We start from the raw sequence: 16,996 nt of genomic DNA, 5'->3' as shown, positions 1-16,996 counted from the left end.
CCGGCAGGGATGCCGGCCAGCCTGCGATAGAGCATCAACAACACAACACGCCCCTCGAGAGCACCAGCAGGGAGAGCGTGACTACGGCGCGAGCACCCGCACCCGCTCGATGCGCGCGCCGTCCATCGCCACCACCTCGAAGCCGAGGCCGGCGGCCTCGAAGCGCTCGCTCTCCGCCGGCAGCCGGCCGAGCTGCTGCAGCACGTAGCCGGCCAGGGTCACGAACTCGTCCTCGCCGCCCAGGCGGCGGCCGAGCAGGTGCTCGATGCGGCGCAGATCGAGGCTGGCGTCGAGCAGCCAGCTGCCGTCGGCTTCCTGCAGCGCGGAGGGGTCGCCGCCCGCCTCGTCGCGGAACTCGCCGGCGATCACCTCCAGCACGTCGGTGGGCGTGACCATGCCCTGCACGCTGCCGTATTCGTCCACCACCAGCGCTACCTGCAGGGGCGCGGTGCGGAACGCCTCGATCAGGCGCAGCACGCTCAGCGAGTCGAGCACGGTGAGCGGCTTGCGCACCACCTCCTTCGCCACCACGCGGCCGTGTTCGAGCAGGCTGGCCAGGAGGTCGCGGGCGGAGGCCACCCCGACCCATTCGTCCAGGTCGTCGCCGGCCACCGGCAGCCAGTGGTGCGGCGAGGCGGTCACCTCCCGGCGCAGCGCCTCGGCGTCCTCGCGCGGGTCGATCCAGGCGACCTCGGTGCGCGGCGTCATGATCGATCGCACCGGCCGCTGGGCGAGGTCGAGCACGCCCTGCACCATCGCCAGCTCGTCCTTGCCGAACACCGCCACGGCGCTGTCGGCGACGGCATCCGACGAGGGCGCGGCCTCGGTTTCCTCGTCGCCCGCGCCGAGCAGGCGCAGCACCGCCTGCGCGGTGCGCTCGCGCAGGTTGCGCGCGCTGGCGAGCAGGCTGCGGCGGCGGTTGCGGCGCATGGTCTGGTTGAGCGCCTCGATCAGGATCGAGAAGCCGATCGCCGCGTAGAGATAGCCCTTGGGAATGTGGAAGCCGAAGCCTTCCGCCACCAGGCTGAAGCCGATCATCAGCAGGAACGACAGGCACAGGATCACCACCGTCGGCCGCGCGTTGACGAAGGCGGTGAGCGGCTTGCTGGCGAACAGCATCAGCACCATCGCCACCGTCACCGCCACCATCATCACGCTCAGGTGCTCGACCATGCCGACCGCGGTGATCACCGAGTCGAGCGAGAACACCGCGTCCAGCGCCACGATCTGCGTCACCACCAGCCAGAAGCGCGCCCTGGCGCGGCCGGCGGCGGGATTGAGGTCGGCCGCTTCCAGCCGCTCGTGCAACTCCAGCGTGGCCTTGAACAGCAGGAAGGCGCCGCCGAACAGCAGCACGATGTCGCGCCAGGAGAGGGCCAGCGCGCCCCAGTGGAAGATCGGCTCGGTGAGCTTCACCAGCCAGCTCATCAGCCCCAGCAGCAAGAGCCGCATCAGCAGGGCCAGGCCCAGGCCCGCCACGCGGGCCTTGTCGCGCTGCGCCGGCGGCAGCTTGTCGGCGAGGATGGCGACGAAGACCAGGTTGTCGATACCCAGCACGATCTCCAGCACCACGAGGGTGAGCAGACCAGCCCAGGCGTTGGGGTCGGCTAGCCAATCGAAAGCGAACATGGGTGGACGCGGCGCGCCCGAGGTCCTCCGTACAGGGTCCGGCCACTATACAGGCAGCGTCCCGACCGTGCCGGATGGCAGGATTGCGCAGGCCCGCCCCCGTGCTAGCGTGGACGCGCGGCCGGCCTCCACGCCGGCGCGTTTTTTCCATCGCACCCAGGCCGTCCATGCAGCAACCGATCGTCACTCCGCCGCCGCTCCCTCGATACCCCGGTATCGGCAGCGCGCTCGGCATGATCGTGCTGTATTTCCTGTTGCAGCTGACGGTGGGCGGGCTGCTGGTGTTCGTGCTGCACCGGCTGGCCGGGCTGCGCGGGCCCGATGCCCGCGCGCTGCTGGTGATCCTCACCATCCCCGCGGTGGGCGGCATCACGCTGTGGTCGATCCGCCGCCTGTGGCCGCTGCCGTGGACGCAGGCGGCGCCGCCGGGCTTCGGCCTCAACCGCCTGGCCCCGCCGGCGTTCTACGCGCTGGCGGTGCTGCTCGGGCTCACGCTGTCGCTGCTCGGCGGCTGGATCACGCAGTGGCTGGCGCACGGCCACGAGGTGCCGCAGGACATCAAGCAGCTGGGCAACACCGTCTCGCCCGCCGTGCGCATTCCGCTCGCGCTGCTGGCCGCCACCGTCGCGCCGCTGATCGAGGAGCTGCTGTTCCGCGGCCTGCTGCTCTCGGCCCTGCTGCAACGCTTCGGTGCCGGCTGGGCGGTGGCAATCAGCTCGCTGCTGTTCGCCACCGTGCACCTGCCGGACCTCGGCTTCCTCTGGTACGCCGTGCCCAACCTCACCCTGCTCGCCGTGGCGCTGGCCTGGCTGCGGCTGCGTTCGGGCTCGCTGTGGCCGGCGGTGCTGGCGCACGGGGTGAACAACCTTTTGGCGGTGGCGGCGTGGTTCGTGGTGGCGGCGCCGGGGAAGTAGGCCAGCCCGGACCGGGGTGATGCCCGCCGACACGCCGGCGCACCGGTCGAAGCACTCATCTCGTCATGCCGGCGAAGGCATCCGGCGCAGCAAGCGGCAGGTAATACCACGTCACCGGGCCTTGGCCTGTGCCGGGACGACGGAGGCCTGTAGTCGTCCTGGGACCCCGCTCACTCCGCCAGCACGCCGAACCCGCGCAGCAACCCCGCCGTCTCGAACAGCGGCAGCCCCATGACGCCGGAATAGCTGCCCTCGAGGTGCTCGATCAGGGCCGCGCCGCGGCCCTGGATGGCGTAGCCGCCAGCCTTGCCGAACGGCTCGCCGGTGGCGACGTAGGCGGCGATGGCGGCCTCCTCCAGCGCCGCGAAGCGCACCTGCGACACGCACACCCCGCACTGCGCCCGCGCGACATCCACCAGCCACACCGCCGAGATCACCGCGTGCGTGCGGCCGGACAGCCGGCGCAGCATGGCCGCGGCGTCCGCCGCGTCGGCCGGCTTGCCGAACACCTCTTCGTCCAGCACCACTTCGGTGTCGGCGCCCAGCACCACCGCGCCGGCGTCGCCGCCGAGCGCGGCCAGGCCGGCGCGCGCCTTGTCCAGCGCCACGCGGCTCACGTAGTCGCGCGGCGACTCGCCGCCGGCGCGCTGCTCGGCCACGTCCACGTGGACTGTGCGGAAGGCCGCGCCCAGCTGTTCGAGCAGCTGGGCGCGGCGCGGGGATTGCGAGGCGAGGTGGAGCATCGAAGGCAGTCGCTCGTGCGGGCTCAGGCCCGCATGCTGCCATGGTCGAGGAAGCGCTGGTGCCAGGACAGCGACTCGTCCAGCAGGTGGGGCGTGTGCTTGCCGCGGCTCAGGCGGCAGGCGCGGTCGAAATAATCCTCCAGCTGCGCGCGGTAGTCCGGGTGCGCGCAGTGGGCGATCAGGGTGCGTGCGCGCTGCTTGGGCGAAAGCCCGCGCAGGTCGGCCAGGCCCTGCTCGGTGACGATCACGCCGACGTCGTGCTCGGTGTGGTCGACGTGGCTGACAAAGGGCACCAGCGCCGAGATCGCGCCGTTCTTGGCCATGCTCGGGCTCAGGAAGCAGGACAGGAAGCCGTTGCGCGCGAAATCGCCCGAGCCGCCGATGCCGTTGATGATGCTGCTGCCGGCCACGTGGGTGGAATTGACGTTGCCGTAGAGGTCCGCCTCCACCATGCCGTTCAAGGCGATGCAGCCCAGGCGGCGCACCAGCTCGGCGTGGTTGGAGATCTCCTGCGGGCGCAGCACGATGTGCTCGCGGTAGTGGGCGATGTTGCGCACGAACTCGTCCACGCCCTCCGGGCTCAGCGACAGCGCGGTGGCCGAGGCGGTGGCGATGGTGCCATCGCCGATCAGCTCCAGCATGCCGTCCTGGATCACCTCGGTGAACGCGGTGAGGCCACGGAAGCCGCCCTCGCGCAGCCCGCCCAGCACCGCGTTGGCGATGTTGCCCACGCCCGACTGCAACGGCAGCAGCTGCTCGCCGAGGCGCCCGGCGCGGATCTCGTGGCGGAAGAATTCCACCAGGTGGCCGGCGATGCGGCGGCAGGCCTCGTCCGGCGGCGCGAAGCGGCCGAGGCGGTCGGGTGCATCGCTCTCCACCACCGCGATCACCTTGGCCGGGTCCACCCGCAGGTAGGGCTCGCCGATGCGGTCGCCCGGGTGCAGCAGCGGGATCGGCTTGCGCTGCGGCGGCAGCGCGGTGCCGTAGTAGATGTCGTGCATGCCGTCCAGGCCGAGCGGCTGGCGGTGGTTGACCTCGATGATCACTTTCTCGGCGAGGTCGAGCCAGGTCTTGTTGTTGCCCACCGAGGTGGAGGGAATCAGCCGCCCGTCCGGCAGGATGCCGGCCACCTCGACCACCGCCACGTCGATCTTGCCGAGGAAGCCGAACCAGGTGTACTGCGCCACCTGGCCGAGGTGGATGTCCATGTACTCGATCTGGCCGCTGTTGATGCGCGCGCGCAGCTCGGGGTCGGACTGGTAGGGCAGGCGGAACTCGATGCCGCCCGCCTTGGCCAGCGCACCGTCCAGCTCGGGCGCGGTGGAGGCGCCGGTGAGCACGCGCAGGGCGAACGCCTCGCCGCGCTCGTGCGCCGCCACAATGTGCGCCGCCAGCGCCTGCGGCACGACCTTGGGATAGCCCGCGCCGGTGAACCCGCTCATGCCGACCGTCATGCCCGGCCGGATCAGCCCTGCCGCCTGTTCGGCCGGCATCAACCGCGCGCCGAGGCCGGCGTGCGCGATACGTGTGTTCATGGAAGACCGCGTGCTGCTGCAAAGCAGCGGATTCTACGACCGCCGCGGCGGCCGGGCACCTGCGCTACGACCATGGTCGAATGCCGCCGCGACCGGGCCGATACGCACGGTGCGCGCGCCGCGATGGCGCGATGGCGCACCGCGCGGCGGTCGAGCGGTCGCGGCGCTTCAATCCACCAGCGTGAGCCCGTACTCGCGGAACTGCTCGTCGTGCTTCCAGCCGAGCGACTCGTACAGCCGCTGCGCGGCGAAGTTGTCGTGCGCGGTGGACAGCGACAGGCTCGCCACGCCCATTGCCCGCCCGTACTCGGCCGCCGCACGCAGCAGCGCCGCCGCCACGCCCTGCCGCCGCGCCGCCGGCGCCACGAACAGGTCGTTGAGCACATAGGTGCGCACCGTGCGCACGGAGGAGAAGGACGGATACAGCTGCACGAAGCCCACGCCCTGCCCCGCTTCGTCCAGCGCCAGCAGGATCACCGACTCGTGGTGCGCGAAGCGCTCGGCCAGGAAGCCGCGCGCCCGCGCCAGGTCGGCGCCCTGGCCGTAGAACTGGCGGTAGGCGTCGAACAGCGGCGCCACGCGGTCGAGGTCGTGGATGGTGGCCTGGCGGACGTGGAAAGACATGAGCGGACTCGCGCGCGGAGGTTGCAGGCGAGACTAAGCGTCCGCTCGCTATCCCTCAATGGCCCGCACCGTTGTCCCGGGCGCTGGGCGCCGCGGCGCGCCCCGAACGAACCGCCACGCCCGGCCATAGCCACCGCCAGGCCCGCCATAGTCACCGCCGGCGCCGCGGCCATGCGCCCCATGGCCCCGCACGCACCGCACCTCGTCAAACCACGCCGCGCCCGAGCGCCATCGCGCTCAGGCGCGGTGGTAGGGGTGCCCCGCCACGATGGTGGCGGCGCGGTAGAGCTGCTCGGCCAGCACCAGCCGCACCAGCATGTGCGGCAGGGTGAGCGGGCCCAGCGACCAGCGCTGGTCCGCGCGCGCCAGCACCTCCGGCGCGTGGCCGTCGGGGCCGCCGATCAGGAACGCGAGGTCGCGCCCGCCCATGCGCCACTGCGCGAGCTGGGCGGCCAGTTCTTCGCTGGACCAGGCCTTGCCGCGGCCGTCGAGCGCAACCACGTGGCCGTCGCGCGGCAGCGCGGCGAGAATCGCGGCGCCTTCGTCCTGCATCGCCCGCGCGTCGTCGCGGCCCTTGCCGCGCGCGCCGGGCTTGATCTCCACCAGCTCCAGCGGCAGCTCGTGCGAGAGCCGCTTGCGGTACTCGGCAAAGCCCTCCGCCACCCAGCCGGGCATGCGTTCGCCGACGGCGATCAGGCGTGCACGCATGGGGTCCTCCGGGGTGCGGGCGTCGGGCATTGCGACACGGGGACGGGTACCGTGCAGTCGCGGAAGGAGAAGGGAATCGAGGCGGTATGCATCAAAAGAAGAGGCGGAGCAGCGACGTGCCTTGCATCCTCTCCCCGCCGGGGTAGGCGGGGGGAGGCCATGGATGATGCCGGCCTTGAGGAGCGAGGAGAGACCGGGGTGAGAGGCTAAGGCGCTGCGGAAGCGCTCGCTCGAAGCGAAGGTGTCGCGACCGTGTCCCCTCACCCCAACCCTCTCCCCGGCGGGGAGAGGAGGCTTGCCCGCGGCAAGCGGGAAAACAGGTGCTTCGTCGCCTCATCGCCCTCGACGACGCCTCATAGGGGACGCTGTCTGCGGGAGCATCGCTACGAGGCAGCGGATGCCAGCCCGCGCCAGCTCAGCCCACGCTCACCGCGCTCGCGTCCTGCTCGCGGTCGCCCACCGCCCACAGGCGCTCCAGGCCGTAGAACTCGCGGATGCGCGGCAGCATCACGTGGACGATCACGTCGCCCAGGTCCACCAGCACCCACTCGGCCTCCTGCTCGCCTTCCACGCCCAGCGGCATCACGCCCGCCTTCTTGGCGAACTTCACTACTTCGTCGGCGATCGATTTCACGTGGCGGCCCGAGGTGCCGGAGGCGATCACCAGCAGGTCGGCGATGGAGGTCTTGCCGCGGACGTCGATCTCGCGGACGTCCTTGGCTTTCAGTTCGTCCAGCGCGTCGATGACGGACTGGCGCAGGGCGGCCGTGCTGTCGGCCTTGGCGTTGGGGGAGATGCTCAAGTGCGATGGCCTCGCGGGGTGGTCAGGCGTGTCATTACGCAAGGCCAGTATAACCTGAGCCGATTGGTGCAGAAGTCAAGCCCCCCGCGGGCCTCCGGGCCGGATCGGCGCGCGGCCCGCGCCCGGAGCGCCCCGCTGCCGCCGGGCGCGAGCCACGGGAAGGCTCACTGCCCCGCGTCGGACTTCACCGCGGCGCCGGCCTGCTTCTTCATCGCGCCGGCATGTGGCTTGGCGTGCATGGCGCCCTTCTGCGGCGCCGCCTGCATCGCGTCGCCCTTTTTCATCGTCGTGTCGCGGGGCATGCCCATCGCCCCGCCCTTCATCGCGCCACCTTGCATGGCGCCGCCCTTCATCATCATCGCGTCGCGCGGCATGCCTTGCATGGCGCTGCCGGCCGGGGCGGGCGCGGTCTGGGCGAAGGCCGCGCTACAGCCCAAGGCGGCGGCAACGGCCAGGGCGGCGAGGTGGCGTGCGTTCATGGCGAAATCCTCGGGAAGTGAAAGGGGCGGAAGCCTGCGCCTCCGTTGCTCCTTTCGCCGTGGACGCCGGTGCGGTTACGCCTTCCGCGCGACGCCGCCGAGCAGGCGCCCGCCCAGTGCCGCGTTGACCGCGACCACCAGCCCCACCGCCAGCACGTGCACGGCCAGGTCGGTGGCGGTGGCGTCGACGTTATGGCAGATCTCCAGCAGGCTGGCCGAGGCCGCCGCGCTGGCAAGGCCCACCAGCACCGCGGTCAGCACCGGCCGCAGCGGCGCGGCGCGGCGCAGCAGCCACACCAGCAGCACCGACAGCGGCACCGAGAAGCCGACGATGAAGCGCAGGCAATCCGGAATGACGTGCTCGCCGACCGCATGGTCGCCCGGCGCAATCCAGCCCTGCAGGCAGCCCAGCCCGCTCGCGCCCAGCCACAGCAGCACGCCCGGCAGCGGCAGCCAGGCCAAGGCGGCGCGGCGACCGGGCACGGCCAGCGCGAACGCGGCCCAGGCGGCGGCGACCGCGGTCAGCACCGCGCCCAGGCCGGCCCAGGCCAGGTCCGGTGCGCCCCGCCAGCGCTGCAGCATGGGCGCGCTGCCGTAGTGCAGCAGCAGGCCGGCGGCAATCAGCGCCACTACCGCCAGCCAGCCCAGCGTGCGCAGCCAGGGCGGACGCAGCCGGCGCACCGGCGCCAGCTCGGCGCCGAGCGCGGCGATCAGGCTGTGGTGGGAACGCGGGTCGGACATGGTGCTCAAGGCTCCCCGTGCAGGCGGCCGCGCAAGGCCTTCAAGGCGCGGTGCAGGTTCACTTTCAGCGCGCCGGCACTGCGTCCGGTGTGGGCGGCGGCCTCGGCCAGCGAGCGCTCCTTGAGGCCGAGCTGCTCGACCGCCTCGCGCTGGCCGGGCGGCAGTTCCTCGATCGCCTTGTGCAGGCGGTGCGCCCGCTGCGCGCGCTCGGTCTCGCTGCTGGCGTCCAGTTCCACCTCCGCGTAGCGCTCCAGCGCCTTCTCGTCGCCGATCTCGCGCCGGTCGCGGCGGCCCGCGCCGCGCAGGGCATCGATGGCGCGGCGGGACGCCAGCGCGGCGAGCCAGGCGTCGAAGGAGCGCGCGGGATCGTAGGTATGGCGCACGCGGTGCATGGTGATCAGCGTCTCCTGCACCACGTCCTCGACCAGTTCGCCATGCACGCCCTGCCGGCGCGCCACCGCGCGGATCAGCGGGATCGCGTCGGCCAGCACGCGCTCGTAGGCGCGGCGGTCGCCGGCCTGGGCCGCGGCCATCCACGCGACGCGGCGCTGGTCGCTGCTTTCGCTGGCATGGGCAGGCTCGGCTTTCACGGCGCGCGCGGCGCTCTCCCTCGGAACAAGAGAGCCATCTAGAACCATCGTGGCGGTGGCGGTCAAGCCCGGCACGGTCGCCTCCTCGTGAGCCATGCCGGTTCTTTCGCTCCGCGACGCCGCCGCGTTACGTCGCGGCCGCGCACACGCCGGTGTAACCGCGGGGGCCGCGGCGGCGAATAAGCTGACGCATCCCCTTCGGAATCTTTCCGTCATGATCGTGCTGATCCTCGCCTACCTCGGCGGCGTGCTGACCATCCTGAGCCCCTGCATCCTGCCGGTGCTGCCGTTCGTGTTCGCCCGCGCCGACCGCCCCTTCGCGCGCAACGGCCTGCCGATGCTGCTGGGCATGGCGCTCACCTTCGCCCTGGTGGCGACGCTGGCCGCGGTGGGCGGCGGCTGGGCCGTCCGCGCCAACCAGTACGGCCGCCTGGCGGCGCTGGTGGTGCTGGCGCTGCTCGGCCTCACCCTGCTCTCCAGCCGCGTGGCCGAGTGGGTGGCGCGCCCGTTCGTGGCGCTGGGCAACCGGCTCACGCAGCGGACGGAACACGACCAGGATTCGGCGTGGTCGGCCGCGGGCCTGGGCATCGCCACCGGCCTGCTGTGGGCGCCGTGCGCGGGGCCGATCCTCGGCCTGCTGCTCACCGGCGCCGCGCTCAAGGGCGCCAGCGTGGCGACCACGCTGCTGCTGCTCACCTACGCGCTGGGCGCCGCCACCTCGCTGGCGCTGGCGCTGCTGGTGGGCGGCAAGGTGTTCGCGCTGATGAAGCGCTCGCTCGGCGCCGGCGAATGGGTGCGCCGCGCGCTCGGCGCGCTGGTGCTGGCCGGCGTGGCGGCGATCGCGCTGGGCCTGGACACCGGCCTGCTCACCCGCCTCTCCCTCGCCAGCACCAGCCGCTTCGAACAGCGCCTGCTCGACGCGGCGCGCCCGGCGCCCCGCCCCGAGCCCGCGCGGGCGGCCGGTGCGCCGCTGCCGGTGGAAGGCGAGCTGCCCTCGCTGGCCGGCGCCACGCAATGGCTCAACAGCGCGCCGCTCGACCGCGCGGCGCTGCGCGGCAAAGTGGTGCTGGTGGATTTCTGGACCTACTCCTGCATCAACTGCCTGCGCTCGCTGCCCTACGTCGAGGCCTGGTACGACAAGTACAAGGACCACGGCCTGGTGGTGATCGGCGTGCACGCGCCGGAATTCGCCTTCGAGAAGGAGCCGGCCAACGTGGCGCGCGCGGTGAAGGAACTGGGCGTGGCCTACCCCGTCGCGCTCGATAACGGCTACGCGATCTGGCAGGGCTTCAACAACGAATACTGGCCGGCGCACTACTTCATCGATGCGCAGGGCCGCATCCGCGCGCACCACTTCGGCGAGGGCGAGTACGAGCACAGCGAGGACGTGATCCGCGAGCTGCTCGCCGAAGCCGGCCACAAGGACTTGCCCGGCGGCTACGTGCGGCCCGGTGCCGCAGGCGCGCAGGCGGCCGCCTCCTACAGCCGTGCCATGTCGCCGGAGACCTACGTGGGCTACGCCCGCGCCGAGCACTTCGACGGCGGCCAGGTGGCGCGCGAGGAGAGCGGGAGCTACCGCGCCCCCGCCGCGCTCGCCGCCGACCACTGGTCGCTCGACGGCCATTGGACGGTGCACGAGGAGAACGCCCAGCTCGACCGCGCCGGCGGGCGCATCGTCTACCGCTTCCGCGGCCGCGACCTGCACCTGGTGCTCGGCCCCGGTGCAGACGGCAAGCCGGTACGTTTCCGCATCACCCTGGACGGCCAGGCGCCCGGCGCCGACCACGGCATGGACGTGGATGCCGACGGCCGCGGCACCGTCACCGAGCAGCGCCTGTACCAGCTGGTGCGCCAGCGCGCCGGCACCGACGAGCGCACGTTCCGGATCGAGTTCGACGACCCGGGCGTGCGCGCCTACGCCTTCACCTTCGGCTGAGCGGGAGCACCCCATGGAGGCAACCATGACTTCGCGTACCAACGAACTGATGGCGACGGAGCGCCGCCGCTTCCTCGCCGCGCTGCTGGCCGGCGGCGCCGCGCTGGCCGCGGGCGGCCTGCTGTGGCGCGCGCGCCGCCCGGCCGGCGACGGCCTGGCCGCCATGCCGCCCGCCACCACGGCGGGCGAGGACCTGCTGCTCGAATGCTTCGCCGACGACGGCCACGACCTCGGCCCCTGCCATGTGCACAAGCTGGTGCTGACCGACGCGCAATGGCACGCGCGGCTCTCCGACGAAGCCTTCTACGTGATGCGCCGCGCCGGCACCGAGCGCGCCTTCAGCGGCCCGCACGATAAGCCCGCCGTGCCCGGCCTCTATCGCTGCCCCGGCTGCGACACGGCGCTGTTCGACGCCGCCACGCAGTTCGACTCCGGCACCGGCTGGCCGAGCTTCTGGCAGCCCATCGCCAGACGCAACGTGATCGAGACGCGCGACACCAGCTTCGGCTGGGAGCGCATCGCCGTGAGCTGCGCCGGCTGCGACAGCCACCTCGGCCACGTCTTCGACGACGGCCCGCGGCCGACGGGGCTGCGCTACTGCATGAACGCGGTGGCGCTGCGCTTCGTGCCGCGCCGGGGCTAAAAGACGCGCCAGCTCAGAGGTGGCTGGGAACGTCCGCCGCGGCGAGGATGCCGCGGATCAGCGGCACAGCCGGACCGTTCGGCACCGGATTGATGCCGTAGCGCTGCGCAAGCCCCGCTACGATGCCGGCCAACTGGCCGCCGACGCTGGCCGCGTTGCGATGGACCAGGGTGTTGAGCGACTTCAGCTCTATGAGGCGCAGGTCATCACCAGGTTGCTGGTTGATCTGCACCGACAGCTTCTCGATCAGCGAACCCGATCGGGGTTTTACCCATTGAAGGAGCAGTGTCACAACCACGCTCGCCTCTTGGTTGAGAGGCGACATGACACGGCGTCTGCCTCCGCCTCCGCCGCCGTGCGCGCCGCCGCCCGCATGTGGCGGCGCCTGATCCTGGACGAGCACGTTGAGCGGATTCTGAAATCGCACCGGCACGATCGGTTGGTTGACGGCGAGCCGGTAGAAGCTCGCACCGCAGCCGCTCCCTGCGTAGCAGACGTCCGGCTCCGCGCCTGGCCCCTTGGGCGTCGCCCGGAACAGGTAGTAGCGCCGCCCGGCTCGAATAGGGCTGCCGCAACAACAGACGATCTCGCCCTCCCGCGGAGCAACCGTATACATCATCGGGCTGAAGTCGTAGCGCCGAGCAAGGCCCGCTTGGCCTCGTCCCCCTGCTTGATGTGTATCGCCATGCGTCCAGCTCCCTCAGCTAACGAGATCCTTTCCTACACGAACGATAGCTCATGCTCCGCATCGTCCGCTTACCCCTTGCGCTCGAACGCGAGCGCGCTCGCGCCACCACCCGCCTCCACCGCCCCCTTGCTCCGCGCAAAGCGATCGAACCACAGGTAGATCACCGGCGTGGTGTACAGCGTGAGCAACTGCGAGAGGATCAGGCCGCCCACGATGGAGATGCCCAGCGGCACGCGCAATTCCGCGCCCGCGCCGTGGCCCAGCGCCAGCGGCAGCGCGCCGAGCAGCGCGGCCATGGTGGTCATCATGATCGGGCGGAAGCGCAGCGCGCAGCCCTGGCGGATCGCCTCCAGCGGCGGCAGGCCGCCGCGCTCGGCCTCCAGCGCGAAATCGATCATCATGATCGCGTTCTTCTTGACGATGCCGATCAAGAGAATGATGCCGATCATGCCCATCACCGACAGGTCCTGCCCGAACAGCCGCAGCGCCAGCAGCGCGCCGACGCCGGCCGAGGGCAAGGTGGAGATGATGGTGAGCGGGTGGATGGCGCTCTCGTAGAGCACGCCGAGCACGATGTAGACCACCACCAGCGCGGCCAGGATCAGCCACGGCTGGCTGCGCAGCGAACTCTGGAACGCCTGCGCGGTGCCCTGGAAGGAGCCGGTGACGGTGGCCGGCATGCCCATGCTCCGCTCGGCCGCATTGATTTCGTTCACCGCGTCGCCCAGCGAGTAGCCCGGCGCGAGGTTGAAGGACAGCGTGATGGCCGGGAACAGCCCCTGGTGGTTCACCGTGATCGGCGACACCCCGTTCTCCACCCGCGCCAGCAGGCTGAGCGGCACCAGCTGGCCGCCGAGCGCGGAGCGCGCGTAGAGGTGCGAGAGCGCCTCGGTGTCGAGCTGGAAGCGCGGGTCCACCTCTTCCACCACGTGGTACTGGTTGGTCTGGGTGAACAGCGTGGCCACCTGGCGCTGGCCGAAGGCGTCGTAGAGCACGTCGTCGATGGCCTGCACGCTCACGCCCAGGCGCGAGGCGGTGTCGCGGTCGATGTCGAGCGTGGTGGTGAGCGCGCCGGGCTGGCTGTCGCTGGAGATGTCGCGCAGCGCCGGCATGGCGCGCATCTTCGCCGCCAGCGCGTCGGACCAGTGGCCGAGCTCGGCGATGTCGGCGTCCTGCAGGGTGTACTGGTACTGCGCCGCGCTGATGCGCCCGCCCACCTGGATGTCCTGGCGCACCTGCATCTGCAGCTGCACGCCCTCCACGTCGCGGGTGGCGCGGCGCAGGCGCGCCATCACCGCGTCCGCCGTGTCGGTGCGCTGGTCGAAGGGCTTGAGGTTGATCATCAGGCGGCCCTGGCTCAGGGTCGGGTTGGGGCCGATCCAGAAGTACACGTTGTCCACCGCCGGGTCCTTGCGCACGATCTCGCCCAGCTGCTGGATGCGCGCGGACATCGCCTCGTAGGAGATGCTGGAGGAGGCCAGCGCGCGACCGATGATCAGGCCCGCGTCCTCCTGCGGGAAGAAGCCCTTGGGGATCGCCACGTACAGCGCCACGGTGGCGGCGAAGGTGGCCATCGCCACGCCGAGCACCAGCCGGCGGTGGCCGAGCGCCACGTCCAGCGTGCGCACGTAGGCGCGCGTCATGCCCTCGAAGAAGCGCTCGAAGGCGAGGTACACGCGGCCGTGCGCCTTGCCGTGCTCGGGCCGGATCAGCCAGCCACACAGCATCGGCGTCACCGTGAGCGAGACGACGCCCGAGACCACGATGGTGACCGCCACCGTCACCGCGAACTCGCGGAACAGCCGGCCGACGATGCCGCCCATCAGGAGGATCGGGATGAATACCGCGATCAGCGAGATGGTCATCGAGACGATGGTGAAGCCCACCTCCGCGGTGCCGTCGATGGCCGCCTGCACCGGCGGCTTGCCCAGCTCCATGTGGCGCACCACGTTCTCGATCACCACGATGGCGTCGTCCACCACGAAGCCCACCGCGATGGTCAGGCCCATCAGCGAGAGGTTGTCCAGGCTGTAGCCGAGCAGGTACATCACGCCGAAGGTGGCGATCAGCGACAGCGGGATGGTGAGGCTGGGGATCACCGTGGCCCACAGGTTGCGCAGGAAGCCCGCGATCACCGCCACCACCAGCGCCACGGTGATCAGCATGGTGCGCTGCACGTCGTCCACCGAGGCCTGGATGGTCTGCGTGCGGTCGCCCACCACCTGCACCTTCACCGAGGGCGGGATGCCGGCGGTGAGCGCGGGCAGGCGCGCCTTGATCGCGTCGATGGTATCGACCACGTTGTAGCCGGCCTGCTTGTGCACGTCCATGATGATGGCGCGCTTGCCCTGCAGCCACGCCGCCTGGCGCACGTCCTCGGCGGCCTCCGTCACCTGGCCGAGATCGCGCACGCGCACCGCGGCGCCGTTGCGGTAGGCCACCACCATGTTGGCGTAGGCGGTGGGGTTGATGATCTGGTCGGTGCTGTCGAGCACGATGGCCTGGTGCGGGCCGTCCAGCGTGCCCTTGGGCGCGTTCACCGTCTGCGCGCCCACCGTGCTGCGCACGTCGTCGAGGGTGAGGCCGAGCGCGGCGACCTTGTCCGGATCGAGCCGGATGCGCACCGCCGGGCGCTGCTGGCCGTGGAAGTCCACCAGGCCCACGCCGGGCATCTGCGACACCTGCGGGGCGATGAAGTCCTCCATGTAGCGGTCCAGCTCGGTCAGCGGCAGCGTGTCCGAGGTGAGCGCGATCGACATGAGGGTGAAGTCCGCCGGGTTCACCTTGTGGTAGGTGGGCGGGTTGGGCAGGTTCTTGGGCAGCAGGCCGCCGGCGGCGTTGATCGCCGTCTGCACGTCCTGCGCGGCGCCGTTGATGTCCTCCGAGAGATCGAACTGCAACACGATCTGGGTGGTGCCGAGCGAGCTGGCCGAGGTCATCTCGGTCACGCCGGGCACGTTGGCGAGCGAGCGCTCCAGCGGCGTGGCCACCGAGGAGGCCATGGTCTCCGCGCTCGCGCCTGGCAGGCTGGCGCTCACCGCGATGGTGGGGAAGTCCACCTGCGGCAGCGGCGCCACCGGCAGCAGACGGTAGGCCACCAGGCCCACCAGCACCAGACCGATCGCCAGCAGGCTGCTGCCGATGCGACGGCGGATAAAGACGTTGGAGAAACTCATGGCGCCGCGGCCCCGGCGCTGTCGGCCGCCGCGGCCGCGGCGAAGCTGACCCGGCTGCCGGCGGTGAGCCGCGACTGGCCGTCGAGCACCACCGTGTCGCCCGCGCTCACGCCGCTCTCGATCACCTGCGTACCGCCGTCCGCCGGGCCCAGCCGCACCGGCCGCGGCTGCGCCGTGCGGCCGGCACCGACCACGTAGAGGTAGGCGCCGTTCTGGTCGCGCTGCACCGCCTGCGCGGGCACCACCACCGCCTGCGGGTGCACTTGCAGCAGCAGCCGCGCCGACACCAGTTCGCCCGGCCACAGCGCGTGGTCGGCATTGGCGAACTGCGCCTTGAGCAGGATCTGCCCGCTGGCCGGGTCCACCTGGCTGTCCACGTACACCAGCGTGCCGTCGGCCAGGTGCAGGCGGCCGTCGCGCGTATCCACCTCGACCCTGGCCGCGCCGGCGCGCCCGGCGCGCATCACCGCGGGCAGCGCGTCCTGCGGCACCAGGAAGGTCACCGTGATCGGTTCGAGCTGGGTAATGGTGACGAGGCCGGTGGTGTCGCTCGCATGCACCTGGCTGCCCTGGTCCACCAGGCGCTGGCCCACGCGGCCGCTGATCGGCGCGACGATGCGGGTGAAGCCAAGCTGCAGCCGCGCGTTGTCCGCCGCGCTGCGGTCGGCCGCCACGGTGGCCAGCAGCGACTGCGCCTGCGCCTGCTGCGCGTCGAGCTGCTGCGCCGGCACCACCTGCATCTTGGCCAGCTCGGCGTAGCGCTTGAGGTCGGTTTGTGCGTTGGCGCGCTGGGCGTCGTCCTTGCGCTGGTTGGCCTCGGCCTGGGCCAGCGCGACCTGGAACGGGCGCGGGTCGATCTGCGCCAGCAGGTCGCCGGCCTTCACCATCTGGCCCTCGACGAAGGCGATGCGGTCGAGCTGGCCGTCCACGCGGCTCTTCACCGTCACCACGTTGAGCGCCTGCACGGTGCCCAGGCCCCGCGCCCACTCCGGCACGTCGCGCCGCCCGGCCTGGCCCACGCTCACCGGCACCGCCGGCGGCGGCGTGCTGGCCGGCGCCTTGGCCTTGGAGCGCTGCACGTAGAACAGCGCGGGCACCAGCGCGGCCAGGGCCACGACGATCGTCAGCACGAGCCGGCGTGTGCGCCGTGGCGCGGGCGCCGGTTGCGGGGCAGCTTGGGAAACCATGGGGCAGATCCGTGGAGAAGAGTCAGCGGCGCGCACTGGCCCAGGCCATCCGCACCGCTGGCGCAAGCATGCGCGAGGGTGCATGCCGATGGCTTTGCCGTCGCATTAAAAACCGTTAATGCGATGGATCGGCCGGGGCGCTCATGGCACTCGCATCACACGGCACAGGCACAGGCACAGACACAGACACAGGCACAGGCCGGGGCGGCAGCGTTGTCGACGCCTGGAGCGCGGTGCCGTGGGATGCCAGCCTGCGCCGGCATGGCGGCTTCGCAGGTCGTCTGCGCCCTCGCCGGTGCGCTGGCTTCGCAGGGGCAGGGCCGCGGCTGATCACGAGGGGGCCCGATCACGGTCTGGCCCTGCCCCTGGCGCTCAACCCGCCGGCGGCCGCTCGGCGAGCATGTAGCCCACGCCCGGCAGCGTGTGCAGCAGCGGTGCGGCGCCCTGCTCGATCTTGCGGCGCAGGCGGTGCACGTGCATGTCCACCACCGCGCCCTGCGGGTCGAAGTCGTAGTCCCACACCGCTTCCATCAGCATGCTGCGGGTGACCACCTGGCCGGCATGGCGCATCAGGTATTCGAGCAGCAGGTATTCGCGCGGC

16 protein-coding genes are annotated in these 16,996 nt (G+C 71.6%); 3 read left to right on the top strand and 13 right to left on the bottom strand.

Going from position 1 to position 16,996, the window contains the following annotated elements:
• Positions 1–81: 81 nt before the first annotated feature.
• Entirely contained in the window at positions 82–1,629 is a 1,548-nt protein-coding gene (locus ACH65_RS14450) for a TerC family protein (protein ID WP_049623317.1), read from the bottom strand.
• 167 nt (positions 1,630–1,796) lie between these two features.
• Here ACH65_RS14450 and ACH65_RS14445 point away from each other — a divergent pair, with 167 nt between their 5' ends.
• Positions 1,797–2,543: a CPBP family intramembrane glutamic endopeptidase gene (locus tag ACH65_RS14445; RefSeq protein ID WP_049623316.1), complete on the top strand. Its 747-nt coding sequence runs from the start codon at positions 1,797–1,799 to the stop codon at positions 2,541–2,543.
• A gap of 170 nt (positions 2,544–2,713) precedes the next feature.
• Here ACH65_RS14445 and ACH65_RS14440 read toward each other — a convergent pair whose 3' ends face one another.
• The 8 genes from ACH65_RS14440 to ACH65_RS14405 form a co-directional block, all read right to left on the bottom strand.
• Positions 2,714–3,286 (bottom strand): Maf family protein, encoded by a 573-nt coding sequence (locus ACH65_RS14440; RefSeq protein ID WP_049623315.1) that lies wholly within the window; start codon positions 3,284–3,286, stop codon positions 2,714–2,716.
• A 23-nt stretch (positions 3,287–3,309) separates the two neighbouring features.
• Positions 3,310–4,821: a succinyl-CoA:acetate CoA-transferase ScpC gene (gene scpC, locus ACH65_RS14435; protein ID WP_049623314.1), complete on the bottom strand. Its 1,512-nt coding sequence runs from the start codon at positions 4,819–4,821 to the stop codon at positions 3,310–3,312.
• 168 nt (positions 4,822–4,989) lie between these two features.
• A complete protein-coding gene (locus ACH65_RS14430) occupies positions 4,990–5,445 on the bottom strand; it encodes a GNAT family N-acetyltransferase (protein ID WP_049623313.1) in 456 nt (151 codons plus the stop codon).
• 237 nt (positions 5,446–5,682) lie between these two features.
• The gene (gene rlmH / locus ACH65_RS14425) at positions 5,683–6,153 is read right to left on the bottom strand and encodes a 23S rRNA (pseudouridine(1915)-N(3))-methyltransferase RlmH (RefSeq protein ID WP_049623312.1); all 471 of its coding nucleotides are present in this window, start codon (positions 6,151–6,153) and stop codon (positions 5,683–5,685) included.
• A 415-nt stretch (positions 6,154–6,568) separates the two neighbouring features.
• Entirely contained in the window at positions 6,569–6,949 is a 381-nt protein-coding gene (rsfS, locus tag ACH65_RS14420; RefSeq protein ID WP_237561533.1) for a ribosome silencing factor, read from the bottom strand.
• Between the two features lie 170 nt (positions 6,950–7,119).
• Positions 7,120–7,434 carry a hypothetical protein gene (locus ACH65_RS14415; RefSeq protein ID WP_049623310.1) on the bottom strand — a complete coding sequence of 105 codons (315 nt, stop codon included), beginning with the start codon at positions 7,432–7,434 and terminating at the stop codon, positions 7,120–7,122.
• 75 nt (positions 7,435–7,509) lie between these two features.
• Positions 7,510–8,175, bottom strand: coding sequence for an NrsF family protein (locus tag ACH65_RS14410; RefSeq protein ID WP_049623309.1), 666 nt, complete (start codon positions 8,173–8,175; stop codon positions 7,510–7,512).
• A 5-nt stretch (positions 8,176–8,180) separates the two neighbouring features.
• Entirely contained in the window at positions 8,181–8,765 is a 585-nt protein-coding gene (locus tag ACH65_RS14405) for an RNA polymerase sigma factor (protein ID WP_237561532.1), read from the bottom strand.
• A gap of 214 nt (positions 8,766–8,979) precedes the next feature.
• On the opposite strand from ACH65_RS14405, the gene ACH65_RS14400 reads away from it, so the two are divergent.
• Both ACH65_RS14400 and msrB read left to right on the top strand, forming a co-directional pair.
• A complete protein-coding gene (locus ACH65_RS14400; RefSeq protein ID WP_049623308.1) occupies positions 8,980–10,701 on the top strand; it encodes a cytochrome c biogenesis protein DipZ in 1,722 nt (573 codons plus the stop codon).
• A gap of 25 nt (positions 10,702–10,726) precedes the next feature.
• Positions 10,727–11,344 (top strand): peptide-methionine (R)-S-oxide reductase MsrB, encoded by a 618-nt coding sequence (msrB, locus tag ACH65_RS14395; RefSeq protein ID WP_049623307.1) that lies wholly within the window; start codon positions 10,727–10,729, stop codon positions 11,342–11,344.
• Positions 11,345–11,357: 13 nt separating this feature from the next.
• Here msrB and ACH65_RS19970 read toward each other — a convergent pair whose 3' ends face one another.
• From ACH65_RS19970 to ACH65_RS14375, 4 genes are all read right to left on the bottom strand, one after another.
• Positions 11,358–11,963 carry a hypothetical protein gene (locus tag ACH65_RS19970; RefSeq protein ID WP_153242618.1) on the bottom strand — a complete coding sequence of 202 codons (606 nt, stop codon included), beginning with the start codon at positions 11,961–11,963 and terminating at the stop codon, positions 11,358–11,360.
• Positions 11,964–12,100: 137 nt separating this feature from the next.
• Positions 12,101–15,208, bottom strand: a complete 3,108-nt coding sequence (locus tag ACH65_RS14385) for an efflux RND transporter permease subunit (protein ID WP_049623305.1) — start codon at positions 15,206–15,208, stop codon at positions 12,101–12,103.
• Positions 15,205–16,338 carry an efflux RND transporter periplasmic adaptor subunit gene (locus ACH65_RS14380; RefSeq protein ID WP_064504871.1) on the bottom strand — a complete coding sequence of 378 codons (1,134 nt, stop codon included), beginning with the start codon at positions 16,336–16,338 and terminating at the stop codon, positions 15,205–15,207. The genes ACH65_RS14385 and ACH65_RS14380 overlap by 4 nt, the downstream gene beginning before the upstream one ends.
• 429 nt (positions 16,339–16,767) lie before the next feature.
• The coding region (locus tag ACH65_RS14375) for a winged helix-turn-helix domain-containing protein (protein WP_049623303.1) at positions 16,768–16,996 on the bottom strand (229 nt) is incomplete at its 5' end.

Source organism: Frateuria defendens (assembly GCF_001182895.1).
Lineage (GTDB): Bacteria > Pseudomonadota > Gammaproteobacteria > Xanthomonadales > Rhodanobacteraceae > Frateuria_B > Frateuria_B defendens.
This window is presented reverse-complemented; position numbering and strand designations above follow the sequence as displayed.